Source organism: Nocardia australiensis, assembly GCF_020733705.1.
In the GTDB taxonomy this organism is placed as follows: domain Bacteria; phylum Actinomycetota; class Actinomycetes; order Mycobacteriales; family Mycobacteriaceae; genus Nocardia; species Nocardia australiensis.
The window spans coordinates 1,161,375-1,174,754 of record NZ_JAJFZM010000001.1 but is presented as its reverse complement, the minus strand read 5'-3'; the positions used below and the strand labels follow the sequence as shown (position 1 = coordinate 1,174,754).

9 protein-coding genes are annotated in these 13,380 nt (G+C 65.0%); 5 read left to right on the top strand and 4 right to left on the bottom strand.

Annotation, left to right across the window (positions count from 1 at the left end):
• Positions 1-27 precede the first annotated feature (27 nt).
• Entirely contained in the window at positions 28-603 is a 576-nt protein-coding gene (gene dcd, locus LKE06_RS05330; protein ID WP_227997504.1) for a dCTP deaminase, read from the top strand.
• Positions 604-1,071: 468 nt separating this feature from the next.
• Here dcd and LKE06_RS05325 read toward each other — a convergent pair whose 3' ends face one another.
• Positions 1,072-1,515, bottom strand: coding sequence for a hypothetical protein (locus LKE06_RS05325; protein ID WP_227997503.1), 444 nt, complete (start codon positions 1,513-1,515; stop codon positions 1,072-1,074).
• Positions 1,516-1,904: 389 nt separating this feature from the next.
• Between LKE06_RS05325 and LKE06_RS05320 the strand changes: the two genes are divergently transcribed.
• The 3 genes from LKE06_RS05320 to LKE06_RS05310 all read left to right on the top strand — a co-directional run bounded on the left by LKE06_RS05320 (position 1,905) and on the right by LKE06_RS05310 (position 6,196).
• Positions 1,905-3,260 (top strand): NsdA family TPR-like regulatory protein, encoded by a 1,356-nt coding sequence (locus LKE06_RS05320; RefSeq protein WP_227997502.1) that lies wholly within the window; start codon positions 1,905-1,907, stop codon positions 3,258-3,260.
• Positions 3,261-3,301: 41 nt separating this feature from the next.
• Positions 3,302-4,558, top strand: coding sequence for a pyridoxal phosphate-dependent aminotransferase (locus tag LKE06_RS05315; protein WP_227997501.1), 1,257 nt, complete (start codon positions 3,302-3,304; stop codon positions 4,556-4,558).
• A 363-nt stretch (positions 4,559-4,921) separates the two neighbouring features.
• On the top strand, positions 4,922-6,196 hold the full coding sequence (locus LKE06_RS05310; protein WP_227997500.1) for a YibE/F family protein: 1,275 nt from the start codon (positions 4,922-4,924) through the stop codon (positions 6,194-6,196).
• Positions 6,197-6,211: 15 nt separating this feature from the next.
• Here LKE06_RS05310 and LKE06_RS05305 read toward each other — a convergent pair whose 3' ends face one another.
• Together LKE06_RS05305 and LKE06_RS05300 are read right to left on the bottom strand one after the other, a co-directional pair.
• Positions 6,212-7,528 (bottom strand): DUF7159 family protein, encoded by a 1,317-nt coding sequence (locus LKE06_RS05305; protein WP_227997499.1) that lies wholly within the window; start codon positions 7,526-7,528, stop codon positions 6,212-6,214.
• A gap of 242 nt (positions 7,529-7,770) precedes the next feature.
• The gene (locus LKE06_RS05300; protein WP_227997498.1) at positions 7,771-9,093 is read right to left on the bottom strand and encodes a UDP-glucose dehydrogenase family protein; all 1,323 of its coding nucleotides are present in this window, start codon (positions 9,091-9,093) and stop codon (positions 7,771-7,773) included.
• Between the two features lie 148 nt (positions 9,094-9,241).
• Here LKE06_RS05300 and LKE06_RS05295 point away from each other — a divergent pair, with 148 nt between their 5' ends.
• The gene (locus LKE06_RS05295; protein WP_227997496.1) at positions 9,242-9,778 is read left to right on the top strand and encodes a YdcF family protein; all 537 of its coding nucleotides are present in this window, start codon (positions 9,242-9,244) and stop codon (positions 9,776-9,778) included.
• A 122-nt stretch (positions 9,779-9,900) separates the two neighbouring features.
• On the opposite strand, the gene LKE06_RS05290 is transcribed toward LKE06_RS05295, so the two are convergent.
• Positions 9,901-12,969 carry a heterodisulfide reductase-related iron-sulfur binding cluster gene (locus LKE06_RS05290; protein WP_227997494.1) on the bottom strand — a complete coding sequence of 1,023 codons (3,069 nt, stop codon included), beginning with the start codon at positions 12,967-12,969 and terminating at the stop codon, positions 9,901-9,903.
• Between the last annotated feature and the right edge of the window lie 411 nt (positions 12,970-13,380).

Below are 13,380 nucleotides of genomic sequence, written 5' to 3'. Positions count from 1 at the left end.
CGTCGAACAGGCGCTACTCTCGTCGGCGTGCTGCTTTCCGATCGTGACATCCGTGCGGAGATCGCCGCTGGGCGTCTGGGCGTCGAGCCACTTCTGGAAGACCTGATTCAGCCGTCGAGTATCGACGTGCGCCTCGATGGGCTGTTCCGGGTGTTCGACAATTCCAGGTACACCCACATCGACCCCGCGCGCCGTCAAGACGAGCTGACCAGTCTGGTCGAGCCGACCGCGGGTGAGCCATTCGTGCTGCATCCCGGCGAGTTCGTGCTCGGCTCCACGCTGGAGGTGTGCACACTGCCCAACGATCTGGCCGGCCGGCTGGAAGGCAAATCGAGCCTGGGCAGGCTTGGCCTTTTGACCCACTCGACCGCCGGTTTCATCGACCCCGGATTCAGCGGCCACATCACGCTCGAACTGTCGAATGTGGCGAACCTGCCCATCACCCTGTGGCCGGGGATGAAGATCGGTCAGCTGTGCCTGCTGCGACTGACCAGTCCGGCCGAGCACCCGTACGGCAGCGCCGCGACAGGCTCGAAATATCAGGGTCAGCGCGGCCCCACACCGTCGAAGTCCTACCTGAATTTCCCCTTGCCGACCCAATAGGATCGCCAACCCCAGGATGTAGCACGTCCCCCTTACGTGCCCACCCGCCACGACAACAGTTTTCGAGCGTAGCGAGATCGAGTCTCTCGGCTGCCAAAGCACGGCACCTATCTGTGTACAGAAACGGTCGGTGCCGTACGAGCCCACTTGCGTGCTCGCTTGGCGCCACACCAGTTTTCGAGCGTAGCGAGATCGAGTCTCTCGGCTGCTAAACCACGGCACCTATCTGTGTGCAGAATCGGTCGGTGCCGCACGAGCCCACATGCGCACCCACTAGGCGCGACAACAGGTTCCGAGCGAAGCGAGATCGAGCACTAGAGTTCGCGGCCGGCTCGCGTCCGAGGGGCAAATACGATGCGACGAAGGAGCAAGTATTTGTCCCTCGGACGTGAGCCTTAGGGGCCGCGAACACGCCGCGCCAGCGGCCAAAAACACAGCGCGAACACGCCGCGCCAGCGGCCACAAACACTAGCGGCTGGCTCCAACCGCCAATGCCATGGTGATCACGTCTGAAAGCCGTGGGAGCGTGTCGGCGCGGCTCGGCGGTTCGACCCAGAAGCACCCTTCCCGGGTCCAGCGGTCGAGCCCGGTCGGCAACATCACGGCACTGCCGATGCCGGGAATCCCGATATCGAGGCGGTTGAGCACCTCCAATACCTGGGTGCCTGGCCGACTGTCCGGCTCGGCGAGGAAGCTCCAGCGAATCTGCCTGGCGAGCATGGGGCCTCGGGTTCCGTGCTGTTTCAGCGTCGCCCTGACCTTTTCGGCTCGGGCGGTCGGCAGGTGCACCACACATACCCGGTTGGTGATCGGTAGCATGACGAATCCGCCCCGCTCGGTGACCGGTAGCCCGAATTCACGTCGGTAGAAGTCGACCCATTCACCGACGCTGCTGAGATTGTCCACATTCACGGCCAACTCCTTACCTCCTCGCTTCTAGGGTCCCCCGACGTGCGCAGATCCGGTATTGCCCCCGCGCCCGCCTTCTGCTGCCCTTGCGCTGCCCTTGCCGGATCCGGTCAGCGGTGGCCATGCCGAATGACGCGAGTTCGATACGGAAATGCATTTCCTGCAAGCACTTCGAGGTGCGGGCATATCGCGGCGGGTGGGACGTCGAACGACTCGCGGTGCGCGGCCGGTTCGGTGATCGGCCCGCGCGGCATCCGATAGCGGATCTTTCTCACCAGTGGCCTCCGTCATAGACCACTCGTACTCTGGAGAAGAATTTCGTGCGAAGAGGTGACAGTGTGGTCCGGCAATGGTCAGGTAGGGAGGCCCGGGCCCTTCGTGATGCCAAGCGGATGAGTATTCGGGAGTTTGCGGCACATTTGGGCGTGCACGAGCGCCTGGTGTCGAAGTGGGAGGCCGGCGGCGCCGGAGTTCATCCACGCCCGTTCAATCAAGCCGCACTCGATACGTCCCTCGCCAGGTCCGATGATGTTGTGCGGGCACGGTTTGCGGCGCTGATCGATCAGGCGGTGGTCGGCGAAACGACCGTCGGTCAGCGTGGCGTCCCCGGATTCGATACGTGTGCCGGCGGCGCGGCGCGCACCAATTATTCGAGCGACGCGGATCTGTTGGCTCTCATAGACGCCGGTGCTGTGAGAGGTGATGCGTTAGCGGAGATTTCGGAGAGGGATCTGATCATGGCGGCTGCCCATGAGGCCAGCGAGCACGCCGGAAACGCCGAGAGCACCAATGTGGGTGTGACCACCTTGGACCAGCTCGACGCCGACGTCACGCGGATCGCGAATGACTATGTGCACATCCCGCCGGCACCGATGATGGTGGAGATGTTGCGGGTGCGCAGGCGGGTCTACCGGCTTCTCGAGGGGCATCAACGTCCTGTCGACACCAGCCACCTGTATCTGCTGGCGGGCAGTTTGTCGGGATTGCTCGCCAATGCCAGCACCGACCTCGGTTATCTCGACGCGGCGGGCGAACAGGCAAGGGCCGCATGGGCTTACGCCGAGCTGTGCGGGCACAACGGGTTGCGAGCCTGGACTCGCGGCATGCACGCGCTCATCGAATACTGGTCCGATCGGCCGCGCCGCGCGGTGCTGCTCGCACAGAGTGGTCAGGAATTCGCGGACTCGGCCACGGCAAAGGTGCGGCTGCTCAATATCGAGGCCAGGATCTGGTCCTCGCTCGGCACTGCCGACGAGACCGAACGCTGCATCCGGTCCGCGGACGTCGCGCGCCAGAACCTCGCGACCGACAGCCTGCATGACCAGGTCGGTGGGGTCTTCGGGTTCAACGATGCCAAGGCCAGCTACTACTCGGGCGCCACCTATATTCACCTCGGTCAGGCCGCTCCAGCGCTGGCCGCCACCCAGCGCACGATCGAGCTGTATTCGAACGGTCCGTCCGAGCAGCGCTCCTACGGCGCCGAATCGCTGGCCCGGGTGGATAACGCCGCCGCACACCTGATCAACGGCAGCCTCGAAGGTGCGGCCGAGGCGCTGCATCCGGTACTCGCCCTCGCCGAGGACAAGCGCATCGCCCAACTGGAGGAACGCCTCACCGGAGTGCGCAGGCGCATCGCGGGCCCGGAGTTCCGCGACGCGGTAGCGGCTCGATACCTGGACGAACAGATTGAGGAATTCTGCGGCCTCACCGCCGCCAAGGGGATCGCGCCGGGCGGTTCGCCGGGCTGACGTGGACACTTCGAATTAAGTGCTTGCGGCCGGATGGCACCATGGGACGGGTGAGCCCGAGCCATCTACCGCATCACCCGCCGCGTGTCCTGGAGCAGTCGACGAAGCTACAGGACGTCCTCTACGAGATCCGTGGACCGGTTCACGCGCACGCGGCACGGCTGGAGTCCGAGGGGCACCGCATCCTCAAGCTCAATATCGGCAACCCGGCCCCGTTCGGTTTCGAGGCTCCCGATGTGATCATGCGCGACATCATCGCCGCGCTGCCCTACGCCCAGGGGTATTCGGAATCCAAGGGCATCCTGTCCGCGCGCCGGGCCATCGTGACCCGCTACGAACTGGTGCCAGGCTTCCCCGAGCTCGACGTCGACGATATCTATCTGGGTAACGGCGTTTCCGAGCTGATCACCATCACCATGCAGGCACTGCTCGACAACGGCGACGAGGTGCTGATCCCGGCGCCGGACTATCCGCTGTGGACCGCGATGACCAGCCTGGCCGGCGGTACCCCGGTGCATTACCTGTGTGACGAGACCAACGGCTGGCAGCCCGATATCGCGGACCTCGAGTCGAAGATCACCGATAAGACCAAGGCGTTGCTGGTGATCAACCCGAACAACCCGACCGGTGCGGTGTACTCGGCCGAGGTCCTGCAACAGCTGGTCGACCTGGCGCGCAAACATCGGCTGCTGCTGCTCGCCGACGAGATCTACGACAAGATCCTCTACGACGACGCCAAGCACATCTCGCTGGCCACGCTGGCGCCCGACCTGTTGTGCCTGACGTTCAACGGATTGTCGAAGGCATACCGGGTGGCCGGTTACCGCTCCGGCTGGCTGGCGATTACCGGGCCGAAGGACCACGCCGCCGGATTCCTCGAGGGTATCGATCTGCTCGCCTCGACCCGCCTTTGTCCGAATGTGCCCGCGCAGCACGCGATTCAGGTGGCGCTGGGCGGCCACCAGAGCATCGAGGATTTGATCCTGCCCGGTGGGCGGTTGCTCGAGCAGCGCGACGTCGCGTGGGAACGGCTGAACATCATCCCCGGTGTCTCGTGTGTGAAGCCGAAGGGTGCGCTGTATGCCTTCCCGCGGCTGGACCCGAATGTGTATGACATCCATGATGATTCGAAACTGATCCTCGATCTGCTGCTGCAGGAGAAGATCTTGATGGTGCAGGGGACCGGCTTCAACTGGCCCGATCATGATCATCTGCGGATCGTCACGCTGCCTTGGGCGAGGGATCTCGCGGTGGCCATCGAACGCTTCGGCAACTTCTTGTCGAGCTATCGTCAGTAGCCGCACGTCGGGGCCCGTAAAAAAGGCCGTAGCGTCCCTGAGGCAAAAGGGTCGCCCCGCTTCGGGGCTAAAAACAGACTCACTGTAGGGCTATGGGCGAATTTTTAAGACTTGGTAGCGCAAAACGGGGCATTTTGTGTACAGTGGCTCTTGGCGCTTTCGAGCGCCCGGTCGGGTTGTCTACCCCCCCTGGACAAACCCGACCTCGGGTTCGGCCGCCTACCCCCCTAGGCGCCAACCTGCGGGCGGCGGAGACATCCCCCTGCTCTCCGCCGCCCCCTCCCGAGACTCTTCGAACAACAGCCCCGCCGCTATCCGGGTCCGGGGCACCGTATTGAAAATCAAATCCTTTAAGCTCGCCCGGTGAGCGACCATCACCACCATCACGACCATTCCGAGCCCATCGCGATCGGCGCCAATGCCGCACGCGTCGTGGTCGGCTTACTCAGCGCCATCGGCGTCCTCGTGGTGATCGCCGCGATCGTGCTGTGGCCGAGCAGTCAGCACGTCGATATTCCGCTGCCCATGCAGAACGCGGGTGGCGGCGCGGTGCAGACCGAGGCGGGCATGGTCGTCATGCAGGACGTTGGGCCGTGCGGCAGTCCGTCCATCGGCAAGGTCTTCAGCGACCAGCCGGAGGCGCCGCGCAATAACGCCTACATATGCCAGCGCAGCCTGATCACGCTGGACTCCGGGCCCAATAAGGGCAATAAGACGTTGCTCGAAATCGCGCCCGGCCCAGGACAACCCGATCTGCATGCCGGTGACCACATCCGGCTGGTCCGCCAGACCGACCCGAACGGCACCACGATCTATTCGTTCGAGGACTACTCGCGCGGGTTGCCGCTCACCCTGATCGTGGTGGTGTTCGTCGTCGTGATCGTCGTGGTGGCGCGCTGGCGTGGGCTGCGAGCACTGCTCGGTCTCGTCTTCGCCTTCGCCGTGCTGGTGATGTTCCTGCTGCCCGCGCTGTTGGACGGCAAGCCCGCGATTCCCGTTGCGCTGGTTTCGGGTGCGCTGATTCTTTATGCCGTGCTGTATCTCGCGCACGGGGTGAATCTGCGTACCAGCTCGGCGCTGCTCGGCACGCTGACCTCGATGGTGTTCGCGGCCTTACTGTCCTGGGTGGCGATCGAGATGACGCACCTGACCGGATTGTCGGAGGAACAGAACACCAACGTCGCCACCTACATCGAGCATGTCAGCATTACCGGACTGTTGTTGGCGGGCTTCATCATCGGTTCGCTCGGTGTGCTCAACGATGTCACTATCACGCAGGCTTCGGCCGCGTTCGAGCTGGCCGCTCTCGACAAATCCGCCTCGCGCCGTGAGATTTTCGCCGCCGCGATGCGCGTCGGACGCGACCATATCGCCAGTACCGTCTACACGCTTGTGCTCGCCTACGCCGGTGGTGCGCTGCCGCTACTGCTGTTGTTCAGCGTCGCGGGGCGCTCGATCAGTGATGTGCTGACCGGTGACGCGGTGGCGATCGAGATCGCGCGTTCGGCTGTCGGCGGTATCGCACTGGCGCTTTCGGTGCCGCTGACGACCGCCATCGCGGTCATGCTCGCGCGTCCGTTCGGTGGGAAACAGGTATCGGTCGCACCCGCGCGGCGCGCACGACACTCGAAGGTCTGAGTCGCGGGGCGATGCTCAGCGCGGCGGCGGAAACGGGAAGACGTTGGGCGGGATCGTCGGCACCACGATGGGCGGAAGCCCAGGAACGACAATCGTATTGGGGCCCGGAGTCGGAGCCGCCGATGTGCTGCTCTGCTGCCAGCGCGGTGGCGGCGCGGCGACCGACTCCTCCGGGGAGGTCTCGGTGGTGGCGGGGGCGACGGTGATCTGCGGGTCGAGGGCGGTGGAGCTCGGGACGCTGGTCGGTGTGCTCGAGGTGGGACGATCGCTGCTCTGGGAATCGCGCTCGAGCACCTGGGGGCCGTAGCCGAGTCCGAGGCCGATGGCGGCCACCGCGGCCAACGCGCTCACGGTCAGCACGGCGGCGTTGATCTCGCGTCGGCTGCGGCGGCGTTTGGGCGGGGCGGACAGCCACGCGGGTGATAGATCGGCGTAATCGTGCGGCGAGATCGGGGCGGCCACCTGCTGGACCGTCTGGACGGGGCGCGCGAGCAGTGCCGCACCTCGAGCGATCACCGTTTCCGGGGTCTCGGGCACGACGACCGGCACACCCATCCACCGCTCGAGCACCTTGGCGATCAACGGGATTCGCGCGCACCCGCCGATCAACAGCACGCCATGCACGGGTCGGTCCGAGCGCACGATCACATCGCGGGTCATTCGCGCCGACGATTCGACCGCCAGCATGATCAATGCCTCGAAGTTCTCCTGCGCTAACAGCACCAGTCCCTGCTCGCTCGGCAGGGCGACCGCGGTATTTGCGGACAGCTGCTCTTTGGCCTCACGACAGTGCGAGTCCAATTCTGCGAGCCCGGTCGGGTCCGCGGGATGCGCGATGCGTCCCGACGCGATCTGCTGTTCCCGGATCAGCGAGTCGAGGTAGTCGCCGCTGATATCGCTGGTGCGCTCGCTGATGCGGATCTCGCGGGTCTGGGTGTCGACGACGCTTACCGACAGTCCCGAGCTACCCAGGTCGTAGACCACCAGCGAGGAGATCCCGCGAATATCCCCGGTGTACTGAGCGAATTCGAGCGCTGCGGCGAGTTCGGGTACCAGTTCGTAATTGGTGATCTGCTGGCGTGCCATGGCGGCCCGTATCGCTTTGGCCTGCTGCTCGGTGCGATAGGCGATCGCGGTGGCCTCGATGCCGGGCGTGGCTTCCAGCGTCACACCGATGGCCTCGGCGACGAGTTCTTCCACCGGCTGCTCGCCCACCGGAATGGACTGGAAATCGAAGGAATGCGGCGCGATCTGGTCGTGGGCATGTCCCGCGTGTGGTCGCGCCATACGGACGGCACCGGCCCCCACCGAAACTCCCAGAACCGAACTCATCAGCTGCCCATCTCGTTTCACACTTCACCACATGCGAGCCCCTGCGTCGCTCGCCGGTTGGGTGACCCGCACAGGGGACCCTACCGCCGACCGCTGACCCTTCCTGAGGCAGGACTGGTCGTCAGGCAGTCGCCCCCGCCACTGTGTCCGGATACGGAACTGTGCCCGATTACGGAACTACGGGGCTTTGTGGTTGCGCGGGCTGCCTCCTCCGAGCCCGTCGCTCGCGTCGTCCGCCAACTCTACGGCGTGCCGAGTCCGGCGTACACCCATCCGGCATCGGTCCAGGTGGCACGATCGAGACAGTTCCGGCCGTCGATGATCGAGCGAGTCCGGACCATCGGATCGAGGTCGTGGGGATGCAACGCGATGAACTCGTCCCATTCGGTCAGCACCAGCACCACGTCGGCGCGTTCGCACGCCTCCGTCACCGAGGTCGCGTAGTTCAGCGTGGGGAAGACTCGACGCGAATTCTCCAGTGCCTTGGGGTCGTACACGGTCACGACCGCCCCGTGCAACTGAATCATCCCGGCGACATTCAGCGCGGGAGAGTCGCGGACGTCGTCGGATTCCGGTTTGAACGCCGCGCCGAGCACCGCAACATTCGCGCCGAGCAGTGAGCCGCCACAGGCCCGCGCCGCCATATCAACCATCTTGGTGCGGCGGCGCATATTGATGTTGTCGACCTCGCGTAGAAACGCCACCGCATGGTTGGCGCCGAGTTCGCCGGCACGGGCCATGAACGCGCGGATGTCCTTGGGTAGGCAGCCGCCGCCGAAACCCAGTCCGGCATTGAGGAATCGACGGCCGATGCGGGCGTCGTAGCCGAGCGCGTCGGCGAGCATCGTCACGTCCGCGCCGGTCGCCTCGCAAACCTCCGAGACCGCATTGATGAACGAAATCTTGGTCGCCAGAAAGGCATTCGCCGAGGCCTTCACCAGTTCGGCAGTGGCGAGGTCGGTCAGCAGGAAGGGGACCTCGGCCGCGATCAGGTCCGCGTAGATCTCACGCACCAACTCTTCGACCCAGGTCGCGGCGTCGCGCGCGTTGTCGACGCCGAGTACCAATCGATCCGGGCGCAGCGTGTCCCGCACCGCGAAGCCCTCGCGCAGGAACTCCGGGTTCCAGGCGACTTCGACGTCGGTGCGAGTCAGCGCGCGGGCACGCGCGCCGAGCGCGGACGCGGTCCCCACCGGAACCGTCGATTTGCCGATGATCACCGAAGGTCGCTGCAGCATCGGCGCCAGCGTATCCACCACGGCGTGAACATATTTCAGGTCCGCGGCGTATTCCCCTTTCTTCTGCGGGGTACCGACTCCGAGGAAATGCGCGTCCGCGTGCGCGACCGCCTCCTGGTAAGAGGTGGTGAATCGCAAACGGCCCGCGTCCAGGTTCCGACGCAGCACCTCCTCCAGACCAGGCTCATAGAACGGCACGACCCCATCGGACAGCTTCGCGACCTTGCCCGGGTCGAGGTCCACTCCGATTACGTCGTGCCCGAGTTCGGCCATACACGCTGCGTGCGTGGCCCCGAGGTACCCGGTTCCGAAGACTGTGCATCGCATAGTCGATTGATAGGCCCCGCCAATGGCCACGCCACGTCACCAAGGCAAGGGTCGTGGCAACAGCAGATGTACATGTGACGACATGAATCATCCGAACCCCCTTTGACCTGCGAACTTCTTGTCGTGACGCCCGGCTACCATCGACGGTGTGCGCCGCCACCGCTGGACTCGGGTGCTACTCGGCCTCGCTGTCGCCGTCGTCGTCTTCATAGCGGCACTCTGGCCGGTCTACATTCGCCCCCAAGTCGATCGCCCCGCGAAGGCCGACGCCGTCCTCGTCCTCGGCGGCGCCCACGATGGCCGCGAACAACTGGCCCTGCGCTTGGCCCACGAAGGCTATGCCCCGCGCGTACTCTTCTCGAACCCCTACGAAACCAGCCCCCTGCTGAACCGAATCTGCCACGGCGGCTACAGCTTCGAGGTCATCTGCTTCGACCCGTCCCCGCGCACTACCCGCGGCGAGGGCCGCCGGCTCGCGCAACTAGCGGCGGCCAACGGCTGGCGCCGAGTCATCGTCATAACCTTCACGCCGCACATCTCCCGGGCTCGCTACATTCTCGGAAAGTGCTGGGGCGGTGAGCTTGTCATGCTCGACCCGAGGCCTCGTCTGTCTGTTGCCCGTTGGGCCTACGACTATGCCTACCAGTCCGTCGGCTACATCAAGGCGTTCGCCGAGGACTGCTGATCGTCGAGTCGGCGGATCGAGGTCCTCGCCAGGTGCGGTGCGCGATGTCGCGACCAAGCAAATACAGCTCGACCCGGGTCCGAAGCGGACCCGGGTCGAGGTTGTTGGTTCAGTTGTTCCGGTCAGTTCTTGCGGCCGGGGGCCTTCGCGCCGGATTTGAAGCCGAGTCCGCCGGGCTTGGCGGTCGGCGCGGCTACCTCCGGAGTGCCGTTGCCGGTCGACTCGGTGGCTGGGCCTGCTGAGTCGACCGCCGGTAGAGCAGGTTCCGGAGTCGGCTCCGCGGGTACCTCGAGGGCGGCCTCGGCCGGTGCGGCTGAGCCGGGGGCCTTGGGGCCGGGGCGTTTGAGGCCGGACTTCATGGCGAGGCCTTTGGCGGGGACCGAAGGCTTGGCCTCGGTGGGAGCCGAAACCGGTTCGGCGGCGGCCGTTTTCGGTGCCGCGGCAGACTCGGCGGGCGCTGCGGTGCCGGGGGCCTTCGGGCCGGGGCGTTTGAGGCCGGACTTCATGGCCAGGCCCTTGGCCGGGACGGACGGCTTGGCCTCGGTAGCGGACGTAACCGGTTCGGCCGCAGTCGTTTCCGGGGCCGGGGTGGCCTCGGCGGGCGCCGCCTTCGCGCCAGGCGCCTTGGCGGCGCCCTTCATGGCTAGGCCGGGGGCCTTGCCGCCGCCCTTCATGGCGAACCCCTTGACCGGCGCCGCGGGTGCGGCTTCGGCAGTGGGTGTGACCTCGGTGGCGGGAGCCGGTTCGGCCTTGGCGCCGGGTGCTTTTGCGGCGCCCTTCATCGACAGACCACCGCCGGGTGCTTTGGCCGCGCCCTTCATGCCGAGGCCGCCCGGTGCCTTCGCCGGACCCTTCATAGCCAAGCCGCCACCCGAAGGCGCGGCCTTGGCCGGTGCGGGCGCTTCGGTGACCGGCGCCGGCTCGGCCTCCGGAACCTCCTCGACCACAAGGGCTTTCGGCTCCTGCACCACGGTGAGGTTCTCGGTCAGCTTCGCGGCGTCGACCCGGTCGATGGCGTCGAGCATGAGCTGCGCGACGTCGACGACCTCGACCCCTTCGCCCTCACCCTTTTCCTGACGGGCGGTCACACCGTCGGTGAGCATGACGCGGCAGAACGGGCAGCCGGTCGCGATCTTCGCGGGCGAGGTCGACAGCGCTTCGTCGACACGGTCGATATTGATGCGCTTGCCGAGCTGCTCCTCCATCCACATACGCGCGCCACCCGCACCACAGCACATGGATCGTTCACCGTGGCGTGGCATTTCGACGAGGTTGGACCCCGATGCCGCCATCAGCTCACGCGGCGCGTCGTAGATCTTGTTGTGGCGGCCCAGGTAGCAGGGGTCGTGGTAGGTGATGTTCTGCGACACCGAGGCGACCGGGATCAGCTTCTTCTGCCGCACCAGGCGATTGAGCAGCTGCGTGTGGTGCACGACCTCGTAGTTGCCACCGACCTGCGGGTACTCATTGTTCAGAGCGTTGAAGCAGTGCGCGCAGGTGACGACGATCTTCTTCTTGGCCTGCTCCACGCCCTCGAACACCGAATTCAGCATTTCGATGTTCTGCGCGGCGAGCTGCTGGAAGAGGAACTCGTTGCCCGCGCGGCGAGCCGAGTCGCCGGTGCAGGTTTCCTCGGCGCCGAGCACCATGAACTTCACGTCGGCGGTCGCGAGCAGCTCGGCGACGGCCTTGGTGGTCTTCTTGGCGCGGTCCTCGTACGCGCCCGCGCAGCCCACCCAGAACAGGTACTCGTACCCGTCGAAGCTGTCGGCTTCGCGCCCGAATACCGGGATATCGAAGTCCATTTCATTGATCCAGTTGAGCCGGTCCTTGGAGTTCTGGCCCCACGGATTGCCCTTGTTCTCCAGATTCTTGAACAACCCGGCCAGCTCGGAGGGGAACTCCGATTCGATCAGCACCTGGTAGCGGCGCATATCGATGATGTGGTCGACGTGCTCGATATCCACCGGGCACTGCTCGACGCACGCGCCACAGGTGGTGCAGCTCCACAGCACCTCGGGGTCGATGATGCCGTTGACCTCGACATCGCCGACCAGCGGACGTTCGGCCTCGGTCTTCGCCGCATCCGCGATCTTCGCCAGCGCGGTCTCGTTCGGCTTGCCGTCGGCATCGACGAGGCCGACCTCGTCGCCGCCCATATCCTTGCGGCCACCCGCCAGCAGGTACGGCGCCTTCGCGTAGCCGTGGTCACGCAGCGACATGATCAACAGCTTGGGGGACAGGGGCTTACCGGTGTTCCAGGCCGGGCACTGCGACTGGCAGCGGCCGCACTCGGTGCAGGTGGTGAAGTCCAGCCAGCCCTTCCAGGAGAAGTCCTCGATCCGGCCCGCACCGAAGGTGTCGTTGTCCGGGTCGGCGGTCTCCATATCGATGGGCTGCCCCTTCGACATCATCGGCTTCGCGGCACCCAGTGCGACGCCGCCATCGGCCTCACGTTTGAAGTAGATGTTCGGGAACGCCGAGAACCGGTGCCACGCGACGCCCCAGGTGATGTTGCGACCGACCAGGTAGAGGAAGGCCATGCCGGACATCAGCTTGATGAAGGCGAAGATCGCGACCATGGTCGTGTTGGCCGGCAGAAGCTTGGCGACCTGCATGGTGAAAAAGTCGGTCCACGGATCGGAGTGGCCGTAGGCGGCGATCTTGCCGGCCTTCACGAAAATCATGCCGAGGCCCTCGATCAACACGATCGCCTCGATGATGTACGCGGGGCCGAACTTCGAGCCGCCGAACCGCGACAGCCGCTCGGGAATGCGCGGATGGTTCAGCTGACGGATGAGGATCAGCGTCCCGATACCGAGCACGGTGCCGATACCGAGGATCTCGTCCCAAAGGTGGTAGATCGGCCAGGCGCCGATGATCGGCCAGTGGAACTCAGGGTTGAAGGTCTGGCCGTAGGCTTCGAACCAGAGCATCGCGCCGCCCATGAAGCCGATCATGACCAGCCAGTGCGCCCAGCCGACGGTGCGGAATTTCGCCATTCGAGTGTGGGCGAGGAATTCGATGACCATCTGCTTGAAGCGCGGGAAGAACGGGCGCCAGCGGTCCGGCGCGGACTGGCCGATCGTCACGGCGCGGCCGATATTCCATGCGCCGCCGATGAACGACGCCCAACACAAAAGGCTGAGCGTCGCCCCAATCGTGCCCAGCGTCACTGTCAGGGCATTCATGTCGCGACCTTTCTTTCGAGGCAACACTGTGCGGGCGGCGGTGCCACCCTGGTTGGCTCGTATACTAACTGCCGGTAAGTTACTTGCCAGTAACAATCATTATCTACCGTACGGTCTGTAGCTGGGCATTGCCCCTTCTTGCTGGGGCTTGACCGAGGATTCATCCGTGATGAATGTCACACAATGTTTAGCGTGTATTGCCTGATTTCCGTCGATATCCACCGTAAACGCCGACTTGTCCGGTATCGGGGATAAGGGCAGGGTTAGTTCCCAACATTGGCAATGCGTCTCGCTTCTTGATCTTCGTTCGATTACGCTCACTACGTTCTGTTTGCTGTGCCCTTCTCCACACCGCTCGGGGAGGATTCGGTGGTGATCGCGCCGAATCGAGTGATATCTCGCGTGAGGGAC